Below are 23,452 nucleotides of genomic sequence, written 5' to 3' on the forward strand. Positions count from 1 at the left end.
CCCATGGTTGTGGCAGAGGCCCCCCTGGCTGCATGTTCGTCAGGGTACAGCGGATTCCGGGTGGATCGGCGGCGGCAGCGGAGCCCCGTCCGGGCGCAATCCGGCGAGGAAGACCGTGATCAGCCGCGGAACCAGATTTGCCGTCGTGTCGTCGAACATCAGCACGTGCGGCCGGGTCAGCATGGCGATGCCCATGATGATCTCGAGCGGCACGACGTCCTCACGGACCAGCCCGACATCCTGGAGCCGGCGAATGAAGTCGGTGACCGTCGACTTCGTGAGCTCCCTCGACTCGCGGACGTCGGCCGGCAGCTCGTCGAGGCTGTTGACCAGTGCGGGAACCAGCGCTCCCATCCGCAGTTCGACCACGGCGTCGACGAACCGCAGCCACGCCCCCTCCGGGTCGTTTCCGCATTCGTCCAGTCCCCGGACGGCGAGTGCGCGGACTTCGGCGAGCGTCGTCCGGGCAACGGCGTGGGCGAGTTCGTCCCGGCTCGGAAAATTCCGGTAGAGGGTGGCGATCCCGACGCCTGCCTGCACGGCGATGGCGTCGAGCGGCGCGTCGTGCCCGCGGTCGGCGAACACCGCCCGGGCCGCCTTGATCAGGGTGTTGCGCCGTTCCAGCGCGTCAGCTCGCACGAGTGCACCTCTTTTCGTTGACAACCCAGCATAACCGGAGGAATATTCTCCACAAGTACTGGAGGAATTTCCTCCACTTAGTGAAGGGGAGTCCGATGAGCACTTCGGATACCGGGACACTCCACCCGCAGACGGTGCGCGGACAGCCGGAGACAGGCCCGTCCGATCCGGTGAAACTGATCGCTGTCGTGCTGGGCCTGACGGTGGTGATCACCGTGATGCTGCTGGCGTTCGCGTTGCCGGCCGTCCACAGCGGTCCGCACGACCTACGGCTGGGCGTCGCCGGACCCGACGTGGCAGTGGCCCAGATCGACACGGCACTCGCCGCGGGGCACCCGGGCGCGTTCGTCACCGAGCGCTATCCCGATTCCGGCGCGGTCCGGACGGCGATCGAACAGCGGGAGGTCGTCGGCGGAATCCTCGCGACTCCGGAGGGGATGACGGTCCTGTCGGCCGGTGCCGGCGGGGCGCCCATCGCACAGACGATGAACGGTCTCGCGGCGGGGATGAGCAAGGCAACGGGACAGCCTGTTCCGGTCGTGGACGTCGTTCCGCTCACGGCCGACGACCCCGCCGGGGCGGGTCTCGGCGCGTTGGCGCTTCCGCTGGTCTTCGGCGGCATGATCCCGGCGCTCGTGCTCGTGCGGCTGTTTCCGCACAGTGTCACCCGGCGGGTGGCCGGGGCGGTGCTGTTCGCCGCGAGCGCGGGTCTGGTGTTGACGGCGATTCTGCAGTTCGGCCTCGGAAGCGTCGACGGCAATTACTGGACGACGGCCGGTGCGGTCGTTCTCGGAATCGCCGCCATCTCGCTGACTATCCTGGGGCTCGAATCGGTGCTGGGCACAGCGGGATTCGCACTGGGAGCGGTGATCATGGTCTTCCTCGCCAACCCGCTGTCCGGTCTGGCGACCACCGGTGCGTGGCTGCCGTCGGGGTGGGGTGCGTTCGGTCAGCTCCTTCCGCCCGGAGCGGCGGGCACCGTGGTGCGGTCGACAGCGTTCTTCGCCGGACACGGAGCGGGTGCGGCACTGCTGGTGCTGACGTGCTGGATTCTGTTCGGGCTCGGACTGTGTCTGGTATCCGGAATGCGGGAACGGCGCGCCCGGGAAGAACTCGTCGCCGCCGTCTGACGCTGTGGTTTGATGGCGCCATGGGGGAACGACGGATCGTCCGCCGACTGGTCGGCGTCGGAGCGGGACTCGGTGCGCTCGCGGTCCTCGTCGTGGCGGCGTCGACGGTGTGGATTTCGCGTGAGGCGTCGGGCCACGTCTACGACGTCGACGACGCACCCGAAGCGCCCGTGGTCATCGTCCTCGGTGCGCAGGTGCGCGACGGCAAACCCCGGGAGTACCTGGCCGGACGCCTCGACGTCGCCGTGCAACTCGTGCAGGACGGCCGCGCACGCGCGGTGCTCGTCTCGGGCGACGGCAACGGCCGATCCGGCGACGAGATCGCGGCGATGACAGACTACCTGATCGAGAAGGGCATCGACCGCAGTCGGATCGTCGGCGACCGGTACGGGCTCGACACCTACGACACGTGTGCGCGGGCCGTCCATACGTACGGTGTGACCAAGGCGCTGATCGTCACTCAGGGTTTCCACGTCCCCCGGGCGGTGGCGCTGTGCCGCGGTGCGGGGATCGAAATCGCCGGCGTCAACGCCGGATGCGAGTGCCGCCCGATCACGATGGCCAGGAACACCGTGCGCGAATCGCTGGCCCGGCCGAAGGCCGTCCTCGACCTGCTGTCCGGCCGCGATCCCGTGGTGGTCTCCGAACCCGAGGACTCGCTCGGGAAGGCACTCACCGCCGAGGACTGACGTCGAACCGCCGCGGTGGGGATGCGCTCGTCGGTAGGCTTCTCCCGTCGACGATCGGGAGGCTCACGATGGTTGGTGCAAGACCGGATCCCGGTCCGCGTGAAGTCCGGAAATGGCGTCGTTACCTCGCCGACGAACGCGCCGAGGCCGCCGTCTACCGCGACCTCGCGAAACGTCGGACCGGTGAGGAACGCGAGATCCTGCTGGCACTCGCCGACGCCGAGGGACGACACGAGGCGCACTGGCGCGGACTGCTCGGCGAACACGTCGGCAAGCCCGTGCGCGGTGACGTCCGCACACGCATCCTCGGTGTGCTGGCCCGGCGGTTCGGATCGGTGTTCGTGCTGGCCCTCGCGCAGCGCGCGGAGACCCGGTCGCCGTACCCGACCGATGTCGACGCCACCCGCGCGATGGGCGCGGACGAGCGCATCCACGAAGAGGTGGTGCGGGCGCTGGCCGCGCGGGGACGAAATCGTCTGTCCGGCACGTTCCGGGCCGCCGTGTTCGGTGCCAACGACGGACTGGTCAGCAATCTCGCCCTGGTGCTCGGCATCAGTGGCAGCGGCGTCGACAATCACATCGTCCTCCTGACCGGGCTCGCGGGTCTGCTCGCGGGCGCGTTGTCGATGGGCGCAGGCGAGTACGTCTCCGTGCGGTCGCAGCGTGAACTGCTCGAGGCCTCGGCGCCGGGGCAGGGCGCCCGTGAGGCGGTGCCCCTCCTCGACGTCGATGCGAACGAACTCGCACTCGTGTACCGGGCGCGGGGCATGCCCGCGGAAGACGCCGAGAAACGCGCGGCGGACGTGCTGCGGAGAGCCGTTCAGCCCGAGCCCGTTTCGAGTCCGGAGGCCGTCGACGAGCACGAGGCCATCGGCACCGGACTCGGTGCGGCCGCCGCGAGTTTCTGCTTCTTCGCGTCCGGTGCCGTGATTCCCGTGCTGCCGTACCTCTTCGGGATGGAGGGCACCGCCGCCCTCGTGGTCGCCGCCGCGCTGGTCGGCATCGCGCTGCTCGGTACCGGTCTCGTGGTGGGGTTGCTGTCCGGCGGGCCGCCGGTGAAACGGGCGTTACGCCAATTGGCGATCGGGTACGGCGCAGCCGCCGCCACCTACCTGCTCGGCATGCTGTTCGGAACCGGCGGCTGAGCGGCTCCGCCGCCCGTGCGCGGTTGACGAGTGCAGGGACTCGTCAACCACGCACGAGCGCGCAGCGCGTATCGGGACGGAAATGTTACCGCCAGGTATGGCGTGTGGTAACCGGCGAGCGTCGAGAGGCGATGTTATGTTCCCCCCGCCGGGAGTGGCCGGAGTTGACGGAGGGGTCGGGGATGTCGAAGAGGTGGGTCGCGTCGTTCGCGGCTGTGGCGATCGGTTCGGGCGTGATCGCCTACTCGAACCAAGGCGCTGCCGTCGCGGAACCCGAGACCGTGTCCAACGGAATCCCCGGCAGCGGTCCGTGCGCGAGCGAGGTGTCCAACGAGACGCACTCGCTCATCCCGGAGAAGCTCGAGATCCCGATCCCGTACCCGAAGATCACGACGGTGCCGTATCCCGCCCCGGTCACGGACCCCGTCCGCGTCTCGCAGGCGTTGCCCGCCGACACGTGCACCGATCCGTGCCCCGACCTCACCGAGGAGACCGACCAGACCCCCGGGAACCTGTCCAGTGTGCTGAACATTCCCGACGTCAGCGTGAAGTTCACACCCTTCCACTTCGGTATCCCCGTCCCGGGCGCCGACATCCAGTTGCCCCCGCCGCCGCCCCTCGTGCACCCCGTGACCGAGGACGCGCCCCGCAGCCCGGCCCCGGCAACCCCGAAGGTCGGCGACGTGACCCGTGTAGCCAAGGTGACCGGGTCCGGTTCCGTCAGCCGCACCGACAAGCGTTACCAGGTCAACGGCACCGACCTCGGCATCATGTGGGAGAGTGCGCCCGACCAGATCGCGGTCGCGTTCGGCGACACGGTCGGCAAGGGATTCCAGCCCCCCGGCGGCCAGGGCGACGACTGGCGCAGCAACGTCCTCGGTTTCAGCTCCGACCGCAACCTGTCCGACGGCATGAGCCTCGACAGCATGGTCCAGGACAGTCGCTGCCACGCGGCCGAACTGCTCGACAGCCGCAAGCTCGACAACGTGGAGATCACCACCATCCCGACGTCGGGATTCGCCGTCGGGAACCGGCAGTACATGAGCTACATGTCGATCCGCACGTGGAACAGCATCCCCGCCACCTGGTGGACGAACTACGGCGGCATCGCCTACTCGGACGACGGCGGGTCGACGTGGACCAAGGACCCGTACGCCAAGTGGGACAACATCTTCGGGGTCACCAAATTCCAGGTCGCGTCGATGGTCCCCGCCGGCGACTTCGTGTACATGTTCGGCACCCCCAACACGCGGCTCGGTGCCATCGGCCTGGCCCGCGTCCCGGCCGCCGACGTGCTGAACACGTCGGCGTACCAGTACTGGCAGAACGGCAACTGGACGCCGGTCGGCGGCTACACGGAGGCGACGCCGATCGTGGACGCCCCCGCCGCCGAGTTGTCCGTACGCTACGAGGAGGCCACCGGCAAGTGGCAGATGGTCTACCTCGACACGTCCAAGGCGGCCATCGTTCTCCGTGAGTCCGACTCGCCGCAGGGCGTCTGGTCCGACGGCGCGCCGATGGTCAGCGCCGCCGAATACCCGGAACTGTACGGCGGTTTCATCCACCCGTGGTCGAGCGGCAACGACCTGTACTTCACCATGTCGACGTGGTCCGACTACAACGTCTTCCTGATGAAGGCGGACGTGGGCGGCTAGCGGAGGGCCTACAGCAGGCCGTGGCGCGGCGGGACGGTGCCCGAGAGTGTCCACCGGCCGATGTGCTGGATCTTCCACCGGGTGGGGTCGTGCAGCGTGTGGGTGCGGGCGTCGCGCCAGTACCGGGACAGGTTGGACGTGTCCGACGCACTGCGGGTGCCGCCGAGTTCGAACAGCACGCTCGACGCCTCGAGTGACGCCCGTGCGGCCGCGACCTTGGCGGCTGCGGCGTCGATCGACGCGGCCGCGGCGGTCTGCTCGGTCAGCTCGCGTCTGGCTGCGTCGATGCTGCGCGCACCCTCGCGGAGGAGTGCCGTCGCGGAGCGGACGCTGACCGCCGCCTCGCCGGCCAGCTGGATCAGCAGGGGGTCGTCGACGGCGTCGGTGACACCGGCCTCGAAGTAGGGCCGGGCCCGGCGTGCCTGTCGCGCACCTTCGTTCAGGGCTGCCGCGGCGATCCCGGCGTCGAGGGCGGCGTGCAGGATCTGGGCCTGCGAGCCGTACGTGGTGGGTGTGTCGAAGATGGGGGAGAACGGTACGACGTGGAACGCGGTCACCCGGACGGAATCCAGGGTGACGGTTCCGCTCGCCGTCGTCTTCTGCCCCATGCCGTCCCAGTCGTCGACGATCGACAGTCCCGCGGCCGCGCGCGGCACGTAGGCGACGGCCTTGGCGGGTGTGCCCGTCGGCGTGATCTGTCCGGGAAGCGTGGCCCGCACCGCGATCCAGTCGGCGAACAGGGCGCCGGTGCTGTAGTACTTGCGACCGTCGACGACGAAGTCGTCTCCCTCCTTCACGAGGGTCGTGTCGTCGACGTCGATCGTCTTCGTTCCGCGCTCGCTCTGGGCGTTGGCGAACTGCCGGCCCGCGAGCACCTCGGAGTAGAAGAAGTCCTGTTGGGCGGGGGTCCCCTGCCGGCGCAGCACCTCCAGGAACGTGTAGTGGCTGTGCGGGATCTGCGCGATGCTCGGGTCGCCCTCGGCAAGAAGGCGGAACACCTCGGTGAGGGTCTCGGTTCGCACGTCGATGCCGCCGTGCTCGACGGGAACGCCGAGCGCGAGAAGCCCGGAGGCGGCCAGTGCGCGGACCTGTTCGAACGGCAGCTGCCGCCCGGCATCGCGAGCGGCTGCCTCCTCCGCGAACTGTGCGGCGAGATCGGCAGCGACGGTGAGGGCTTCGGCCTCGTCGCTGATGCGGTGGGCGTTCTGGACGGCGGTCATGGGTCTCCGTGGGTCGGCGGTGCGGACGCACCGAATCCGGCTACCGGTCGAACGGCAGCCGGACTCGGAATTCGGAACGTCTAGGTGTACCAGGTGGGTTCGGGCAGTTCGCCGGCCAGCAGATGACTTCCGACCTCGCGCCTCTTGTACGCCACGGGATCGTGCAGCGTGTGCGTCCGCGCGTTCCGCCAGAAGATGTCGAGGCCCACCGTGTTCGAGGTGGCACGCGCACCCGTCAGTTCGAACACCCTGGTGCCGATCTCGAGCGCGACGTCGGCGGCTCGGATCTTGGCCGCGGCGATCCGCACCGCGAGCTCCCCGCGGGCCTGCTCCGTGAGGTTCTCCCGCGCGTCGTGGAGCACCGCGTTCGCTTCCCGGTTCACCTGGTCGACGAACGCCTCTGCCGCCCACAACTTGGACTGCAGGTCGCCGTAGCCCTCGCGCAGGTACCACTCGTCGGTCGCGAGTTCCTTGTCGTCCCCGCCGTACGGCCACGGACGCGTCCGGGTGCGGGCGTACTCGGCGGCGGTGTCGAGCGCGCCGCGGGCGATGCCGACGTAGAAGTTGGCGAACACGATCTCGAGTGCCGGAAAGTTCAGCGTGTTGTAGACGAGGGGCTGAAACTCCTTGTCCACGAATCCGGCTGCGCCCGACCAATCCACCTCGACGTCGTTGATCTCGACCGAGCCGGAGTCGGTGAGGCGCTGCCCGAGATTGTCCCAGTCGCCCCGGAACACGATGCCGTCCTGCGCCGTCGGCACGATCGCGAACACGTGGGTGGCGGTTCCCTCGATGATGCCCTCGAGCACGGTGAGGTCGGTGGCGCGGCCGCCCGTCGAGAACGACTTCACCCCGTTGTAGACGAGGGTGTCGCCGCGGTCGACGATGGTGAGGTCGGTGTCGCGCGGATTGACCGCCCCGCCGAAGAAGAAGCGGTTGCTCGTGTACAGCTCCTCGACGGCCCCGATCTGCGGTTCGGTGCCCACGAGACGCACCGCCCACGCCCACAGGTAGTGGTAGCCGAGGAGCTGCCCGATCGATCCGTCGCCGCGCGCGATCTCGCGGACCACCTGGTAGGCGGTCTCCCACGGCTGCCCGCCGCCACCGAATTCGGCGGGCCCCAGCAGGGTGACGAGTCCGCTGTCCTTGAGGAGCTGGACTTCCTCGAACGGCGGGGCACCGGCGCGGTCGCGTTCGACGGCGTCGCGGGCGAGGATCGCGCTCACCTCACGTGCACGTGCGACCCAGCCTTCGGCGGTGGCCGGAGCGTCCGCCCAGGCCCTCTGTTCGGTGGTGACGGTCATGCTTTTTCTCCCTGTGCGCTCGGTGCGGTGCCGATGGCCCACACGTAGACGGGTTCGGTTCCGTTGATTTCGAAGTCGCCGACGACCTTGGCCTTGAACACCGTCGGGTTGTGGCTGGCGACGGTGCGTGCGTTTCGCCAGAAGCGGTCGAGGTCCCAGTCGCGGCCGACCCCGGACGCGCCGAGTGCGTCGAAGATCTGGGCGGTGGCGGGGACGACGAGTGCGGTGGACGAGATCTGGCCCTGCGCCGACGCGATCTCGGCCGCGATGTTGGCGGACTTCTCCTCGTCCGGGCTGCCGGTGAACGCGGCCTCGTACGCCCACTGTGCGGGTTCCGCGGCGTGCAGTGCGATCGCCTCGGCGGCGTGCGCGGCGGCCGATACCTCGCCCACGACCTGCTGGATCTGCGCATCCTGCGCGTAGGTGGGGGCGTTGCCGTGACTGAACGTGCGGGTGCGGGCCGCGACCCGGCGGGAGATCGCCTCCGTCGCCGCCCGCGCGATTCCCGCCAGCGTCGCCAGGTGGAACAACTGGTAGAACGCGGTCTGGTACTTGAACCGGGTGGAGAAGTCGAAGATGTTCTCCGGCAATACGAGAGCGTTGTCGTACGTCGAGGTGCCGGAGCCGGTGGTCTGCTGACCGAAACCGTTCCAGTCGTCGCTGTGGGTGACGGCCGGCTGACGCGCCTCGACCGCGGCGATCACGAACGCACCCGTGTCGGTCCGTTGGGAGTACAGGTCGATCCAGTCGGCGAAGATCGACCCGGTGCTGTAGTACTTCTTGCCGTTGGCCACGAAATGGGACTCGCCGGGGACGGGGGAGACCTTGGTGTTTGCCTCGCCGAGGGCCACGTCGCCGATCTCGGTCCACGCGTTGCCGACGAGCTGACCGTCGGCGAACCGGCGCAACCACGTGTCGCGGTCGGGGCCGTCCGCGGCGACCAGCCGGTCCTCGACGAACGCGAAGTGTCCGCGCAGTGCCTGCGTGATGTTGGAATCCGCAGCGGACAGTTCGACGAGCAGTCGGAACAGTTGGGGAATGCTCGCACCCGAACCGCCGTGTGACGTCGGCACCCGCACCGCCCCGAAACCGGCCCGCTTCAGGGCGTCGATCTGCTCATAGGGAAGGACGTGGTCGCGCTCGCGTTCCACCACCCCCTCGGCGATGTCGGCGAAGATCGGACGGAACTTGGCGGCGAGGGTGGGATAGTCGGTTTCGCTCGCGATCGGTTGTGCAGCTCTTCGTTCCTGTACGGCTGTCATGCCGTCGAACCTCACACGGGCCCGCGAACCGAGTGAAGGGTTGGACGCGCTCTGATTAGAAGGGTGGGCGCGGGCACGGCGGGCGGGTTGCATGCTGGGTATGTCAACCGAACACATCGCTGAGCAGATCAAGTTCGCCTACTGGGTGCCCAACGTCAGTGGCGGGCTGGTCACGTCCGACATCGAACAGCGGACCAGCTGGGACTACGAGTACAACAAGAAACTCGCCCAGACCGCCGAGAACAACGGGTTCGAGTACGCGCTCAGCCAGGTCCGGTACGAGGCCAGCTACGGGGCCGAATTCCAGCACGAGTCGACCAGCTTCAGCCTCGCACTGCTGCTGGCCACCGAACGGCTGAAGGTGATCGCCGCGGTCCATCCGGGCCTGTGGCAGCCCGCGGTCCTGGCGAAGCTGGGCGCCACCGCCGACCACCTGTCGAACGGCCGGTTTGCCGTGAACGTCGTGAGCGGATGGTTCAAGGACGAGTTCACCCACCTCGGGGAGCCGTGGCTCGAGCACGACGAGCGGTACCGGCGCAGCGCCGAGTTCCTGCAGGTTCTCCGCAAGATCTGGACCGAGGACGACGTCGATTTCCGCGGCGACTTCTACCGCATCCACGACTTCACGCTCAAGCCGAAACCGCTGAACACGCCCGACCGGCCGAATCCCGAACTGTTCCAGGGCGGCAACTCCGCGGCCGCGCGGGAGAACGCGGGCCGCTACTCCGACTGGTACTTCAGCAACGGCAAGGACTACGACGGCATCACGGAGCAGATCGTCGACGTGCGCCGGGTGGCGCGCGAACACAACCGGGAAGTGAAGTTCGGGCTCAACGGATTCATCATCGCCCGGGACACCGAGAAGGAGGCGCGGGACACCCTCCGCGAAATCATCGAGAAGGCGAACAAGCCGGCGGTCGAGGGATTCAGGTCTGCCGTCCAGCAGGCCGGGGCGTCCACCGCCGACAAGTCGGGGATGTGGGCGGACTCGACGTTCGAGGACCTCGTCCAGTACAACGACGGGTTCCGCTCCCAGCTGATCGGGACACCGGAGCAGATCGCCGAACGCATCGTCGAGTACCGCCGCCGCGGAGTCGATCTCATCCTGGGCGGTTTCCTGCATTTCCAGGAGGAGATCGAGTACTTCGGCGCCAACGTGCTGCCGCTGGTCCGCGAACTGGAGGCCGCCGACAGGCTCGCGCCCGTGAGTGGTTAGCGAGTCCAGGGACTCGTCAACCACGCACGGGCGGCGGAGCCGCCTACAGCGCGCGGGCCAGCGCCCGACCTGCGGCCCGGCCGGAGAAGATGCAGCCGCCGAGGAAGGTGCCCTCGAGTGCGCTGTACCCGTGGACGCCGCCACCGCCGAATCCGGCGACCTCACCGGCGGCGTACAGACCCTCGAACGGTGTGCCGTCGGGCCTGATCACCTGCGAGTCGAGGTTCGTCTCGAGGCCGCCGAGGGTTTTGCGGGTGAGCAGGTGCAGCCGGACCGCGATCAGGGGTCCGTTCTTCGGGTCGAGCAGCTCGTGCGGGCTCACGACGCGGGTGATCTTGTCGGCCAGCAGGTTCCGCGCGTTGTGGATCGCCATGATCTGGAAATCCTTGCTGTAGCTGTTCTTCACCTCGCGGTCGCGGGCCACGATCTCGCGTTCGAGGTCCTCGTACTTCAGCGGTGCATCGGGGGTCAGGGCGTTCATGCCGTCGACGAGGTCGCGGAGATTGTCGCGGACCACGAAGTCCACCCCGTGCTGCTTGAACGCCTCGACGGGACCGGGCGCCCCCTTCTTGAGGCGTTCGGCGAGCAGTTTGAAATCGCGGCCGGTGATGTCCGGGTTCTGCTCGGAACCCGACAGCGCGAATTCCTTCTCGATGATCTTCTGGTCGAGGACGAACCACGTGTGGTGGTGGCCGCTGTTCATGATGTGGTCGAGGGTTCCCATGGTGTCGAAACCGGGGAAGTTGGGGCTGGGGAGGCGTTTTCCGTTACCGTCGAACCACATCGACGACGGGCCGGGGATGATGCGGATGCCGTGGTTGGGCCAGATCGGGTCCCAGTTCTGGATGCCCTCGGTGTAGTGCCACATGCGGTCGCGGTTCACGATGTTGCCGCCGGCGTTCTCGGTGATCTCGAGCATGCGGCCGTCGACGTGGGCGGGAACGCCGGCGAGCATGTTCTCCGGTGCCTTGCCGAGCCGGGCGGGCCAATTCTTCTTGACCAGTTCAGGATTGCCGCCGATGCCGCCGGACGTGACGACCACCGCCTGCGCCGAGAACTCGAATTCCCCGACCGCGGTGCGTGAACTCTTCACGCCGCGCGCTTCGGTGGACGATTCGAGGACGGTGCCGCGCACGCCGGTGGCCGCGCCGTCGGTGACGACGATCTCGTCGACCTGGTGACGGTGCTTGAACGTGACGAGTCCCCGCTTCGATGCGGCGAGGACGCGGGTGAGGAAGACCTCGACGACCCCCGGGCCGGTGCCCCAGGTGATGTGGAATCGCGGGACGGAATTGCCCTGTCCGAGAGCGGATCCGCGTCCGCGTTCCGCCCACCCGACGTTCGGCATCAACCGCAGGCCGAGGTCGTGGAGGTACTGCCGCTTCTCGCCGGCTGCGAATTCGACGTACGCCTGCGCCCACAGCCGCGGCCACTGGTCTTCGCGCTCGCGATCGAAGGCCGCGGTGCCCATCCAGTCCTGGATGGCCAGCTCGTACGAGTCCTTGATGCCGAGGCGTCGCTGTTCGGGGCTGTCGACGAGGAACAGGCCGCCGAGCGACCAGAAGGCCTGCCCGCCGAGGTTCGCCGAACTCTCCTGATCGACCACGAGGACCTTCCGGCCCGTCTTGACCATCTCGTGGGTGGCGACGAGTCCGGCCAATCCTGCGCCGACGACGATCACATCAGCCTGTTCGGTCACGAGGACACCTCTTTCCGGTGTGTGTGGGTGTGGGTGGTGTCGGGTTCGGTGTACGCGGCCACGACGTGGGTGAACAGTTCGAGACGCAGTTCGCGGGCGGAACGGTCGTCGTTCTCGATCAGGCACTGGACGCTCGTGCCGTCGTGCAGGGCCACGAGCGCGCGGCCGAGGATCCGGGGATCGCCGACGACGCGGCGCCCGAGCCGGTGCAGTGCCTTCTCGAGGATCGGCACGATGGTGTCCAGGATCGTGTCCTCACGGGCCGCGAGGGCCTTCTTCAAGGAAGGGTTGCGCAGGGCGTGGGCGGTGAATTCGGCGTTGATCCGGTACCACTGGTCGTCGACGGGGACGACGCCGAGCACCAGTTCCGTGCCGGTACGGAGTTTTTGGTCGGGGGTGAGCCCGGAGAGGTCGATGCTCGACGAGTCGGCGGCGAGCCGGATCTGCGCGAGCATCGCGCTGGAGCGCTGTTCCCACATGGCGAAGAACATCTCGTCCAGCGACGCGAAGTTGGAGTAGAAGGCGCCGCGGGTGTAGCCGCCGCGCTCGCAGATCTGCTCGACCGTCGACCGTCCGAAGCCGTTCTCGGCGAACACCTCGACCGCGGCGTCGAGCAGACGCCGACGGGTCTGGCCTCGCCGTTTCGTCACCCGCGGGGGTGTGGCGGTGGCAGGCGCGGAGGAGCGCGCCGGTGACGTCGGCATGGTTGCTCCTCCGATCGGGTCGACAGCAGTGTTCGATACACTAGCGTATCGGATACACGAGCGTATCGAACTCGGCTATCGGAGCCCGTTCGGCAAGGCCAGAGGTCCCTGCGGTCTCAGAGGTAGAGGTCCTGCTTCCGGATCAGGGAAGTCGCGACGACGCTGACCACCGAGGTGGCGACCAGGTAGCCGCAGGCCAGCCACGGGGTTCCGCCGCCGGCCGCGATCAGGGCCGTGAGGATCATCGGCGTGATGCCCGACGCGTAGATCCCGGAGAACTGGTACACCACAGACAGGCCCGTGTAGCGGATCTCGGTGGGATACAGGCTCGCGTACAGAGTGCCCTGCGCCCCGTAGAAGAGCGCATGGACGACACCGAACACGAGCACCATCGCGACCCCGAACAGGACGAGGTTCTCCGTTCCGAACAGCGCGAACGCGGGGAACACCGCGAGTCCGTAGGCCCCGATCCCGATGAGGTAGATCCGCTTGGCGCCGTACCGGTCGACCAGCAGGCCGGAGAACGGCAGGAGCACGGCCATGACCGTCGCGGCGACGGTGACGACCAGGAGGACGGGAATCTTCGCGAACTCAAGGTTCTTGGTGGCGTATGTGATCGCGAAGACGCCCCAGGTGTTGAACGCGGCGCCCTCGCCCCAGCGGGAGAGCAGTCCGAGGATGCTGCCCCGGCGCACCCGTCCGCGAAACACGTCCTTCAGTGGGGCGGAGGAGCGCTTCTCGAGGTCGTGGACTTCCTGGAACGCCGGCGTCTCCTCGACCTTCAGCCGGACCACGAAACCGACGAAGACGAGAATCAGGCTCAGCAGGAACGCGATTCGCCACCCGTAGGTCAGGAACTGGGCGTCGTCGAAGAGCACTTGCAAGGCGGCGAACACGCCGGTGCCCAGGGCAAGTCCCAGCGCCAGACCGATCTGGGGGATGCTGCCGAAGATGCCGCGTTTCTTCGCGGGGCTGTGTTCGACGGCGAGGAGCACGGCGCCCGCCCATTCACCGCCCAGAGCGAATCCCTGCAGGACGCGCAGCAGGAGCAGGAGGATCGGCGCGATCACCCCGACCTGCGCGGCGGTGGGCAGCACGCCCATCAGGGCGGTGGCGACGCCCATGATGAACATGGTGAGCGCGAGCGTCTTCTTGCGGCCGATGCGGTCGCCGATGTGGCCGAAGACGACTCCGCCGATCGGTCGGACCACGAACCCGACCGCGAACGTGGCGAACGCCAGCATGGTGCCGACGAACGAACTCTGGTCGGGGAAGAACAACTGGTTGAACACCAGGCTCGCGGCCGTGGCATAGAGGAAGAAGTCGTACCACTCGACTGTCGTACCCAGAAGGCTGGCGGCGACGACGGTCCGGAGCCGCTTGCGCCGCTCGAGGTCGGATTCCGTCGCGGATGTGTAAGGGGGATCGGACAGCGTAGTCATAGCGCCGCGACGCTATGACCTTTCACTCCGGCGGCGCACCGGTCCGAATCACCGTGATCGAAACCCTCGCGCCGCGGCCCGCCCGGTGATGAACTGGATGGTGCTGCCCAGCTGTCGTCGACAAGAGGATCGCGCGTGTCTCTGCATTTCCACTGGTTCCTTCCCACCTACGGTGATTCCCGCAACCTGATGGCCGGCGGTCACGGGAGTTCCATGGCAGGAGACCGCCCCGCGACCCTTCGCTACCTCAACCAGATCGGCGCGGCGGCGGAGTCGAGCGGGTTCGAGTCGGTCCTGACGCCCACCGGTGCGTGGTGCGAGGACGCCTGGCTGACCACCGCCATGATGCTCGAGACCACCGAGACGCTGAAGTTCCTGGTGGCGCTGCGGCCGGGACTGCTCAGCCCCACGCTGGCCGCGCAGATGGCGTCGACGTTCCAGTGGCAGTCGCAGGGCCGACTGCTGCTCAACGTCGTCACCGGCGGCGAGGATCACGAGCAGCGCACGTACGGCGACTACCTCGACAAGAACCAGCGCTACGCCCGCTGCGGCGAATTCCTCGACGTCATCCGGAAGCTGTGGGCGGGAACCGGCCCGGTCGACTACACGGGCGACTACATCCGGGTCGAAAATGCTCAGCTGCAACGCATCCCCGACCCGGTGCCGCCGATCTTCTTCGGCGGTTCGTCGCCGGCCGCGGGCACCGTCGCGTCCCAGTTCGCCGACACCTACCTCACCTGGGGTGAGCCACCCAGCGCCGTCGCCGCGAAGATCGCCTGGATCCGCGACCTCGCCGACGTCCAGGGACGCACACTCGACTACGGCATCCGGCTGCACGTGATCAGCCGCGACACGTCCGAGGAGGCATGGGCCGAGGCCGACCGCCTGCTGTCCGCCCTCGACCCGGCGACGGTCGAGCAGGCGCAGCAGAGCCTGGCGCGGTCGGGGTCGGAGGGCCAGCGGCGAATGCGTGAATTGCACGGCGGCGGCAGCGCGTACACGAAGGACGCCGGAGCCCGCGCGCTCGAGGTGGCGCCCAACCTGTGGTCCGGGGTGGGACTCGTCCGCGGCGGTGCCGGAACCGCCCTCGTCGGCTCCCACGAGGAGGTCGCCGACCGCATCGCCGAATACGCGGCACTCGGACTCGACCACTTCGTCCTGTCCGGATACCCACACCTCGAAGGGGCCTACAACTTCGGTGAGGGTGTCCGGCCGATCCTCGAACGCCGCGGACTGGTGCAGTCGCGCACCCACCGTCCCGGCGACCTGTCGGGGTCGACGGCCTTCCTGTCCTCGGGGCGGTAGCCACTGCCAGACTGGGGGCATGGCGTCGACTGCCCGAGTGTCCGCGGAACTGCTCCCGCACCTGCGCCGTGCCCGCGACCTCGCCGACCGTGACTACGCCCAACCACTCGACCTCGGAGAACTCGCGGCGACGGCGGGGGTGTCGAAGTACCACTTCCTCCGTTGCTTCGCGGCGGTCTACGGCCGGACCCCCGGGGTCTATCTCGCGGAGCGTCGCGTCGAGCGGGCCCAGGACCTGTTGCGGGCGACGAACCTGACGGTCACCGAGATCTGCCACCTCGTCGGGTACACCAGCCTCGGGTCGTTCAGCGCCAAGTTCCGTCAGCTGGTCGGCACGTCACCGTCGCTGTACCAGGCGAAGTTCGCCGAGCACGGCGCTCCGCGCATCCCCGGCTGCTACGTGTTCATGCACGGGCTGAGCGATCGGCGCTGAACACCGCAATTTCCGAGAAGCGGCGTCCGTCGTGCCGGACATAGGTTGGTCGCATGATCACCAACGTTTCACTCGTCACCCTGTGGGTCACCGACCAGGACGACGCCAAGAAGTTCTACATCGACACACTGGGGTTCGTCGAGGGCACCGACGTCACGATGGGCGACGGGTTCCGGTGGGTGACGATCCTGCATCCCGACCATCCGGAGCTCGAGGTCACGCTGATGAAACCCGGGCCGCCGGTCGACGCCGACATGGCGGAGGCGATCCGTCGGTCCCTTGCCGCCGGCACGATGGGCGGATTCGGGCTGACCACCACCGACTGTCACGAGACATACCGCGATCTGGTCGCCAAGGGCGTCGAGTTCACCCAGCCGCCGGCCGAGCGGCCCTACGGCATCGAGGCGGTGATGCGGGACAACTCCGGCAACTGGTTGGTGCTGGTGGAGAAGCGGGAGTACACCGGAGAATCCTTCCCACACTGAGCGATACGGGTCAGCGCGCGCGGTGGCGTCGGACGGCGTCCCGGTTTGCGCACTTCGGTGAGCAGTACCGCTGGCGGCCGTTGCGGGAGGTGTCGGCGTAGATGGCGGTGCATTCCTCGAGTGCGCAGCGGCCGAGCCGGTGCATGCCGCGGCCGACGAGGTGCAGGGCGGTACCGACGGAGAACAGCGCCTCGAGCACACCGGCGAGGGAATGCTGGTCGTCGCGGTAGTGGAGGTGCCAGCCGTCGCCGGCGTGGTTGGTCAGTCGCGGGTAGGCGGACGCCTTCGTGAGCATGAGGTTCACCTGTTCGGCGCGGGCTTCGTCGCTGGTGGTGTCTGCGATCGACGACCACCGGTCGAGCATCTCGACCACATCCGCGAGGTCGTGGTCGCTGACGGGGAAGTCGACGACGATGCCGGCGTCGACGCACCGGGCTACGAGTTCGCCGGTCGATTCGGGCGGGCGGTTCGTGAGGTCGGCGGCGAGCGTGACCGCGTATTCGCCGTAAGGGTTGAGATGCACAATGCCATTACATCACGCTGGGTGCATGAGCGAACATCACGAACACGACTGGCAGGAAGTATCTCGGCACCGGACGAGCACGGGAGTGGTCACGTACCTCGGCTGCTCGTGCGGTCGATGGCAGTTGTCGCTGGTCGAGTCCTCGCTAGAGGAATCTAGCCATATCTACGTTTGATCGCAGATGTGAATAGATTCGTATACGGATCGCCGGGCGGGCGCACGAGGGTCTGGCATTTTCCACCCGAGGCGCACATAATCACCACGTGAGCCAAGTTACTGTTACTCCGAGTTCACCCATTCTTGCCCAATCGGGAGGGGAGGGTGGCGGTGCGGCATTCGACCAGATCATCGGAATCTCGGTGGCGACGGCGATCATCACCGTGGGTCTGCTGTGGATCGCGTACCTGCACCGCACACGCAAGATCACGTGGCTGCAGACGATCGCCGACGCGGCGGGACGCGCGCTCGACCGGCCCCCGTGGGTGGCGCTGCCGCTCGTGACGTTCGTCGGGACGATCCTCACGGCGTTCTTCGGCTTCATCTGGGACGTCAGCCTGCACATCGGGCGGGGCCGCGACGACGGGCCGCTCGCCAACCCCGCGCACTACTTCATCCTCGTCGGGCTCTTCCTGCTGTTCATCACGGGAATGCTGGCGATGATCCTGCCGCGCGACGAGAAACCCGGTCCGGCGGCGATCAAGATCACCCGTACGTGGTACGTCCCCGTCGGCGGCGTCCTCGTTGCCGGGGCGGGGCTGTACGCGCTCATCGGGTTCCCGCTCGACGACGTCTGGCATCGCATCTTCGGTCAGGACGTCACGCTGTGGGGCCCGACGCACCTCATGCTGATCGGCGGGGCAGGACTGTCGCTGATCGGCGTGCTGCTGCTGGACTACGAGGGCCGGATGGCGACGCCCGGTGAGCCGAAACAGGACAGCAGGCTCATCTGGTTCCTGCGGTGCGGCATGTTCGGTGGCCTGCTCATCGGCCTGTCCGTGTTCCAGATCGAATACGACTTCGGTGTCGAGCAGTTCCGTCTGGTCCTGCAACCGATGATGATCGCCGGGGCGGCCGCGTTCACCCTGGTTACGGCCCGCATCGTCCTCGGACCCTTCGCGGCGATCGTGGCCGTGGCGGTCGCCGGGGCGGTCCGCCTGCTCACGGCCCTGATCGTCGGACCGGTTCTCGGCGCCCCCACCAACGTCTTCGAGTTGTGTCTCGGCGCCGCCGTGCTCATCGAACTGCTCGCTCTCACACCACTGATCAAGAACCGGGTGGCCTTCGGGGCCGTCGGCGGACTGCTGGTCGCGACGGTCGGGCTCTGGCTCGAATCGCTGTGGATCGACGCGGTGTACATCTACCCCTGGCCCACCAGTATGTGGCCCGAGGCGCTGGCGATGGCCGTGCCCGTGGGTATCGCCGCCGGTGCCTGCGGTGCCCTGCTCGGCCGGGTCCTGCGATCCGAGGGTCTTCCTCGCCCGGCGATCAGCCGCACCATCGTGGTTGCCACGGTCCTGGTAATCGCTGCGGCCACGGCCAACGGCCTCATCGCCACCGTCCCGGACAAGGCCACCGCGACAATCGCTCTCACGGAGGCTGCCCCGGACGGCGGCCGGATGGTCGACGCCGAGGTCCGCATCGATCCGCCCGACCTCGCCGGCGAGAATCCCGAATGGGTGTCCATCCTGTCCTGGCAGGGCGGCCCCGGACTGGGCAATGGGTTCACCGTCGACCGACTCGAACGCACCGGGCCCGGCACCTACCGGACCCACGAACCCGTGCCGGCCCACGGAACGTGGAAGACGTTGCTGCGGGTGCAGGACGGGGGCACGATGACAGCCGTCCCGATCTACCTGCCCAGCGACCCGGGCATCGGCGCCGAGGAACTCCCGGCCGTGGCGTCCTCGACCCGCGACTTCGTCCCGGAGATCACCATCCTGCAGCGGGAGCGGAATTTCGATCACCCCTCCTGGTTGTTCGCCGCCGCGTCGCTGGTGGTACTCGTGTGCACGCTTGCACTGGTCACCGCACTGGCGTGGGGAGCGGGCCGGATCAGCAAGTACACGCAGGGGCAGCCGAGCACCGACACCCGCGAGGACGTGAAGGTGACGTGAACCCGGTGAACGACCCGGATGTCGTGTACCTCGCCGATCATTCGGTCCTGCTGGCGATCCCCGCGTTCGTCCCCGCGTTCCTGGTGGCCGGACTGGTGATCTACCTTGCGGTCCGGGACCGCAAGGCGGAGGCCGCGGAGAACGCAGACAAGGCGAAGAACGGCGTGAGCGAGAAAGACGAGGAAAACTAGGTGATCAGGCGGTTGGCCGGACTTGTCGTCATTCCCGCTGTCGCGCTCGCCCTGGTGGCGGGCTGCGGAAGCGAAGACGATGCACCGGCGACGAACGACGGCGTCGTCATCGACGTCGTGATCAAGGGCGGCACGGTCACACCCGGCGACGAGCGCATCGACGCCGCAGTGGGGGAGACCGTCACGGTGCGGATCGACAGTGACGCCGACGACGAACTGCACGTGCACGCCGTGCCGGAGCATTCGTTCGAGATTCACCCGGGAACGCAGGAAACCCAGTTCTCCGTGGATGTTCCGGGCCAGGTGGCGATGGAACTGCACGACGCGGGCAAGACGGTGGCCACCCTGCTCGTGCGTCCATGATCGCTGTTCTCGCGCACGGTCTCGGCGGCTCCACTGATCTTCCGATTCCGTTCACGTACGCCCTGGTCGGGGCCAGTTGGGCGCTCACCGTCTCCTTCGTGGTGCTGGCCTTCGCCTGGCGCACACCGAAACTGGACCCGGACAACCCGGGGCACAGGCTGCCCGCATGGATGACACGGTTCGCCGACTCGCCGATCACGCGAAACGCGCTCGCGGTGCTCGCCCTGGTGTTCGCGGTGTGGGTGGCGCTCGCGGCCTTCTTCGGCCCGTCGGAATCCTCGGAGAACGCCCTGCCGGGCGTGTTCTACGTGCTGCTCTGGGTGGGGCTCGTCGCGGCGTCGCTGGCATTCGGCCCGGTCTGGCGAGTGCTCTCGCCGGTGCGCACCGTCCACCGGGCATTCTGCGCCGTGATCGGCCGATCGCCGACGGAAGGTGATGCGCGCTACCGCGGCTCGTGGGGGTACCGGCCCGCGGTCGTCGGCCTGTTCGCCTTCGTCTGGCTCGAACTCGCCTCCGGCGATCCGGGTTCCGTGGCAGCCGTGCGTACCTGGCTGCTCGCCTATGTCGTGATCACCGCGGCCGGAGCGTTCGCGTGCGGCGAGCGCTGGTGTGAACGCGGCGATCCGTTCGAGGTGTACAGCACGCTGGCGTCACGGCTGTCGCCGCTGAGCCGCGACCGGAACGACGGCCGGATCGTGCTGCGCAACCCACTGGACCACCTGGGTTCGATGCCCGTCCGCGCCGGTTCGGTGGCGCTGATGGCAACGCTGCTGGGCTCCACGGCCTTCGACAGTTTCTCGGCGTTTCCCTGGTGGTCGCGGATGGTGGACGGCATCGGTTCCCCGATCGGTGCCACCCTCGTACGCACCGCCGGCCTGCTCGTCTTCATCGGCTTCGTCGGGGTGTCGTTCTGGTCGGCTTCCCGGGCTGCGGGCGGACTGCGCCCCGAGCAGCGCGCCGCCCTGCCCGGGCAGCTGTCGCATTCGCTGATCCCGATCATCATCGGCTACGTCTTCGCCCACTACCTCACCTATCTGGTGGAGAAGGGGCAGGCAACGGTGATCCTGCTGGCGGACCCGATGGGCCAGGGATGGAACCTCCTGGGCCTCGGGGATGCCGACGTCTCCTATGTCCTCTCCGAGCACCCGGCCGCGACGGCGTCGATCAAGGTGCTGTGCGTTCTCGCCGGACACGTACTCGGAGTGATTGCGGCGCACGACAAATCCGTGCGGGTCCTGCCCCGGGGCCATCAGCTGACCGGACAGCTGGCACTGCTGCTCACCATGGTCACCTACACCTTCGGTGGGCTGTACCTGCTGTTCGGTGGCTGACGGCTCGCCGTGTGTCAGCGTGCGAGGACGACTGCCGCCTCCGCGGTGAGCGAGGCGAACGTGAACGTCTCCTCGAGATAGAGCGTGACTTCGGTGGCGGTGTGGCTGTCGTAGCCGATCGACAGATCCGTGCCGAGGGTCAGCTGGTTGTCGCCGCCACGAGTGGACAGCACGTACCCGCCGCTGATGGCGGGCGCCCAGATGATGTCGCCGGTGACCAGGTCGCGCAGGTGATGGAACACGGGATGTCCCTCGTCACGGGTCTCGCTGACCGCGGTGTACGCGTCGGCGTCGAGCACCACCGAATACGGTCCCTCGACACCGGCGAGGCGCAGCGCCGACAGCGCGGAGGCTACGGCGTCGGGGATCAGCAGCGGATCCTCCGGCAGGCTGAGAACCGGGTTGTCGCTGGACGGTCCGAGCCCGCGGATGCCGGCCTCGTCGAATCCTTGGAAGATCGACTGGTCCTCGGCGAATGCGACGGCTTTCGCGGCATCCTTGACGGGCTGCCAGTCGGAGTCGAGGGAACCGCGGGCGACGTCGTCGACCTCGGCGCGGCTGAGGGTGAACGGGAATCGGAGTTCGACGAGAGGATCGACCTGCCGCTGCTGAGCCCGGATCCTGCTGTCCGAAGTCTTGATCGGGGTGACCCGCCCGAGGTTGTGGGCCGAATAGGAGTATCCGAACGGTCCCGCGACGTCGACGACACGTCGACCCGCGACGTGGCGCTTGAACGTGCGGGTGGCCTCTTCACCGATCTGCTGCCAGGCGGCTTCCGTGACGGGCGCCAGATTGCGGTGCAGATTGCTCGAATCACTCATTGCGATACTCCTTTGAGGCCACCGATTTTCAGGGACAATTCATACGGATCGGCCGCAGCGGGCTCGACCGGTTCTTGTTCTTCGGGTGTGGACTCCGCGGCGGCCGCTTCGCTGCCGAGCGACTCGAGCACCTCGCGGCTCGGCACGAAGAACAACGTGCCGGTGGCCGCTGTGGAGAAGTCGAGGATGCGGTCGTAATTGCCGGGCGGCTCACCGAGAAACATTCTCCGCAACATCAGCTCGGTGACGGCGGGGTCCTTGGCGTACCCGATGAAGTACGTGCCGTACTCGGCGGCGCCGAGGCTGCCGAATGCCATGTTGTCGCGGAGGATCTCGTGTTCGACGCCGTCGTCGTCGACGATGCTGTTGAGGGTGACGTGCGAATTGCTGGGCTGGACGTCGTCGTCGAGTTCGACGTTCTCGAGCTTGGTACGCCCGATGACCCGTTCCTGTTCCTCGGTGCTCAGCGTGTTCCACTCGCTCATCTCGTGCAGGTACTTCTGCACGATCACGTAACTGCCGCCCCGGAAGTCGGGATCCTCGTCGCCGATCAGTGCGGCGTCCGCGGCGTCGTCCTCGGTGGGATTCTCGGTGCCGTCCACGAATCCGAGGAGGTCGCGGGAGTCGAAGTAGCGGAAGCCGTGCACCTCGTCGACGACGGTGGCGGCGGATCCCAGTGCGGAGACGATCTGGCGGCCCAGTTCGAAGCACAGGTCCTTGCGGGCGGCCTTGATGTGGAACAGGACGTCGCCCGGAGTGGACGGCGCGCTGTGCACCGGCCCGGACAGCGGGACGAAGGGATGCAGGCGCGCCGGCTTCGACGACGGATTCACCCGGTCCCAGAATTCCGAACCGACACCGACCACGCACGACAGGGAGCCGGCGAGTTCGCGGAATCCCACCGCCTTGAGCGGCCCGTCGATGCCGGCGATCACGTCGCACACCGTTGCGCGGTCTTCCTCGGACTCTCCGGCGACGAGCACCAGGAACAGGGAGGCAGGGCTGGGCGGAGTGAGGACTGCTTGGGGTGCCAACCTCGCAACTGGGCCTGGCATCGATTGCCTCCGTTCACTTCGACGTACGACGCTGCACTGTCCGGAACCTCAGGTCCCATCTAACCGTTTCGAACCGTCAGGTTCCATTCCATCGGTCCGCCGCGCCGCCCCGGAGCGCCCGGAATCTGTCGGTGGGGGCTCCTATCGTCGAGGTCATGCCATTGTCTGTGTCCGAGCGCGAACAGTTTCTGTCCGAGCCGCACATTGCGGCGCTGTCGGTCTCCGCTGGTGAGAGCCGCGGACCTTTGACCGTCCCGATCTGGTATCAGTACGCCGCGGGAGGTGAACTCTGGGTACTGACCGGCGCCGATTCGGAGAAGGCGCGTCTCATCGAGGCGGCGGGGCGGTTCACCATGATGGTCGAGCGGGTCGACCCCACCGTCCGCTACGTCTCCGTCGAGGGCGCGGTGACGCGAACCGCCCCGGGAACCGACGACATGCTGCGGGAAATCACCCGGCGCTACCTCCCACCTGAGAAGGTTGACGGCTACCTCGACTTCGCCAGGGCCGAACTCGGCGAACAGGTCGCCATCTATCTCCGGCCCGACCACTGGCGATCCGCCGACATGGGGTCTGCCTGACGGTCGACGGCCGGTCGCATCTGCTGCCGATGAAAGCGATATCTGACCCGGTCCAGTCGATAGATGTCGAGCACAGTGCTGTGAACTGAGGAAACGGAAATTCCGCCGCGTAGTCGAGAAAGCGTTTACAAACTCGGTGACGTGG

At 67.7% G+C, this 23,452-nt stretch carries 23 protein-coding genes; 13 read left to right on the plus strand and 10 right to left on the minus strand.

All coding sequences use genetic code 11. The annotated features are described in order from the left end of the window. Positions 1-39: 39 nt before the first annotated feature. A complete protein-coding gene (locus RJ1_RS04690; RefSeq protein WP_073358810.1) occupies positions 40-639 on the minus strand; it encodes a TetR/AcrR family transcriptional regulator in 600 nt (199 codons plus the stop codon). 95 nt (positions 640-734) lie between these two features. Here RJ1_RS04690 and RJ1_RS04695 point away from each other — a divergent pair, with 95 nt between their 5' ends. The 4 genes from RJ1_RS04695 (at position 735) to RJ1_RS04710 (ending at position 5,258) form a co-directional block, all read left to right on the plus strand. Next, complete coding sequence (locus tag RJ1_RS04695; RefSeq protein WP_073358811.1) at positions 735-1,769, plus strand: hypothetical protein; 1,035 nt, start codon at positions 735-737, stop codon at positions 1,767-1,769. 20 nt (positions 1,770-1,789) lie between these two features. Next, the gene (locus RJ1_RS04700) at positions 1,790-2,458 is read left to right on the plus strand and encodes a SanA/YdcF family protein (RefSeq protein ID WP_073358812.1); all 669 of its coding nucleotides are present in this window, start codon (positions 1,790-1,792) and stop codon (positions 2,456-2,458) included. 68 nt (positions 2,459-2,526) lie between these two features. Next, entirely contained in the window at positions 2,527-3,603 is a 1,077-nt protein-coding gene (locus RJ1_RS04705) for a VIT1/CCC1 transporter family protein (RefSeq protein WP_073358813.1), read from the plus strand. Between the two features lie 182 nt (positions 3,604-3,785). Further along, positions 3,786-5,258, plus strand: a complete 1,473-nt coding sequence (locus tag RJ1_RS04710; protein WP_073358814.1) for a glycoside hydrolase family 183 protein — start codon at positions 3,786-3,788, stop codon at positions 5,256-5,258. A gap of 8 nt (positions 5,259-5,266) precedes the next feature. Here RJ1_RS04710 and RJ1_RS04715 read toward each other — a convergent pair whose 3' ends face one another. From RJ1_RS04715 to RJ1_RS04725, 3 genes are all read right to left on the minus strand, one after another. Beyond that, positions 5,267-6,478 (minus strand): SfnB family sulfur acquisition oxidoreductase, encoded by a 1,212-nt coding sequence (locus RJ1_RS04715; protein ID WP_073358815.1) that lies wholly within the window; start codon positions 6,476-6,478, stop codon positions 5,267-5,269. An 80-nt stretch (positions 6,479-6,558) separates the two neighbouring features. Further along, positions 6,559-7,782 (minus strand): acyl-CoA dehydrogenase family protein, encoded by a 1,224-nt coding sequence (locus tag RJ1_RS04720; RefSeq protein ID WP_073358816.1) that lies wholly within the window; start codon positions 7,780-7,782, stop codon positions 6,559-6,561. Then, positions 7,779-9,044 (minus strand): acyl-CoA dehydrogenase family protein, encoded by a 1,266-nt coding sequence (locus tag RJ1_RS04725; RefSeq protein WP_073358817.1) that lies wholly within the window; start codon positions 9,042-9,044, stop codon positions 7,779-7,781. The genes RJ1_RS04720 and RJ1_RS04725 overlap by 4 nt, the downstream gene beginning before the upstream one ends. A gap of 100 nt (positions 9,045-9,144) precedes the next feature. Between RJ1_RS04725 and sfnG the strand changes: the two genes are divergently transcribed. Beyond that, entirely contained in the window at positions 9,145-10,260 is a 1,116-nt protein-coding gene (sfnG, locus tag RJ1_RS04730) for a dimethylsulfone monooxygenase SfnG (RefSeq protein ID WP_073358902.1), read from the plus strand. Positions 10,261-10,303: 43 nt separating this feature from the next. Here sfnG and RJ1_RS04735 read toward each other — a convergent pair whose 3' ends face one another. From RJ1_RS04735 to RJ1_RS04745, 3 genes are all read right to left on the minus strand, one after another. Continuing rightward, a complete protein-coding gene (locus tag RJ1_RS04735) occupies positions 10,304-11,959 on the minus strand; it encodes an FAD-binding dehydrogenase (protein ID WP_073358818.1) in 1,656 nt (551 codons plus the stop codon). After that, on the minus strand, positions 11,956-12,663 hold the full coding sequence (locus tag RJ1_RS04740; protein ID WP_073358819.1) for a TetR/AcrR family transcriptional regulator: 708 nt from the start codon (positions 12,661-12,663) through the stop codon (positions 11,956-11,958). Before RJ1_RS04740 ends, RJ1_RS04735 begins: the two co-directional genes overlap by 4 nt. A gap of 116 nt (positions 12,664-12,779) precedes the next feature. Continuing rightward, positions 12,780-14,105 (minus strand): MFS transporter, encoded by a 1,326-nt coding sequence (locus RJ1_RS04745; RefSeq protein ID WP_073358820.1) that lies wholly within the window; start codon positions 14,103-14,105, stop codon positions 12,780-12,782. 135 nt (positions 14,106-14,240) lie between these two features. On the opposite strand from RJ1_RS04745, the gene RJ1_RS04750 reads away from it, so the two are divergent. The 3 genes from RJ1_RS04750 to RJ1_RS04760 are packed head-to-tail and all read left to right on the plus strand — an operon-like array spanning position 14,241 to position 16,328. Next, the gene (locus tag RJ1_RS04750; protein WP_073358821.1) at positions 14,241-15,410 is read left to right on the plus strand and encodes an LLM class flavin-dependent oxidoreductase; all 1,170 of its coding nucleotides are present in this window, start codon (positions 14,241-14,243) and stop codon (positions 15,408-15,410) included. Between the two features lie 19 nt (positions 15,411-15,429). Continuing rightward, the gene (locus tag RJ1_RS04755; RefSeq protein ID WP_143048929.1) at positions 15,430-15,843 is read left to right on the plus strand and encodes a helix-turn-helix transcriptional regulator; all 414 of its coding nucleotides are present in this window, start codon (positions 15,430-15,432) and stop codon (positions 15,841-15,843) included. 53 nt (positions 15,844-15,896) lie between these two features. Then, on the plus strand, positions 15,897-16,328 hold the full coding sequence (locus tag RJ1_RS04760) for a VOC family protein (RefSeq protein ID WP_073358822.1): 432 nt from the start codon (positions 15,897-15,899) through the stop codon (positions 16,326-16,328). A gap of 10 nt (positions 16,329-16,338) precedes the next feature. Here the strand turns inward: RJ1_RS04760 and RJ1_RS04765 are convergent, their stop codons facing one another. After that, positions 16,339-16,851 carry a CGNR zinc finger domain-containing protein gene (locus RJ1_RS04765; RefSeq protein WP_073358823.1) on the minus strand — a complete coding sequence of 171 codons (513 nt, stop codon included), beginning with the start codon at positions 16,849-16,851 and terminating at the stop codon, positions 16,339-16,341. Between the two features lie 263 nt (positions 16,852-17,114). Here RJ1_RS04765 and RJ1_RS04770 point away from each other — a divergent pair, with 263 nt between their 5' ends. Genes RJ1_RS04770 through RJ1_RS04785 form a run of 4 tightly spaced genes read left to right on the plus strand, consistent with a single transcriptional unit; the run spans position 17,115 to position 20,850 of the window. Continuing rightward, positions 17,115-18,965: a hypothetical protein gene (locus tag RJ1_RS04770; protein WP_073358824.1), complete on the plus strand. Its 1,851-nt coding sequence runs from the start codon at positions 17,115-17,117 to the stop codon at positions 18,963-18,965. Further along, positions 18,962-19,156: a hypothetical protein gene (locus tag RJ1_RS04775; protein WP_073358825.1), complete on the plus strand. Its 195-nt coding sequence runs from the start codon at positions 18,962-18,964 to the stop codon at positions 19,154-19,156. The genes RJ1_RS04770 and RJ1_RS04775 overlap by 4 nt, the downstream gene beginning before the upstream one ends. Then, positions 19,157-19,519, plus strand: coding sequence for a hypothetical protein (locus tag RJ1_RS04780; protein ID WP_073358826.1), 363 nt, complete (start codon positions 19,157-19,159; stop codon positions 19,517-19,519). It abuts the gene before it with no gap. Beyond that, positions 19,516-20,850 carry a hypothetical protein gene (locus tag RJ1_RS04785; RefSeq protein ID WP_073358827.1) on the plus strand — a complete coding sequence of 445 codons (1,335 nt, stop codon included), beginning with the start codon at positions 19,516-19,518 and terminating at the stop codon, positions 20,848-20,850. Before RJ1_RS04780 ends, RJ1_RS04785 begins: the two co-directional genes overlap by 4 nt. Positions 20,851-20,864: 14 nt before the next feature. Here the strand turns inward: RJ1_RS04785 and RJ1_RS04790 are convergent, their stop codons facing one another. Next, the gene (locus RJ1_RS04790) at positions 20,865-21,671 is read right to left on the minus strand and encodes a family 1 encapsulin nanocompartment shell protein (RefSeq protein ID WP_073358828.1); all 807 of its coding nucleotides are present in this window, start codon (positions 21,669-21,671) and stop codon (positions 20,865-20,867) included. Next, on the minus strand, positions 21,668-22,726 hold the full coding sequence (locus RJ1_RS04795; RefSeq protein ID WP_073358829.1) for a Dyp-type peroxidase: 1,059 nt from the start codon (positions 22,724-22,726) through the stop codon (positions 21,668-21,670). Before RJ1_RS04795 ends, RJ1_RS04790 begins: the two co-directional genes overlap by 4 nt. Positions 22,727-22,881: 155 nt before the next feature. Between RJ1_RS04795 and RJ1_RS04800 the strand changes: the two genes are divergently transcribed. Beyond that, a complete protein-coding gene (locus tag RJ1_RS04800; protein ID WP_073358830.1) occupies positions 22,882-23,307 on the plus strand; it encodes a pyridoxamine 5'-phosphate oxidase family protein in 426 nt (141 codons plus the stop codon). Positions 23,308-23,452 lie beyond the last annotated feature (145 nt).

It is taken from the genome of Rhodococcus jostii NBRC 16295, from assembly GCF_001894825.1.
Classification (GTDB): Bacteria; Actinomycetota; Actinomycetes; order Mycobacteriales; family Mycobacteriaceae; genus Rhodococcus_F; species Rhodococcus_F jostii.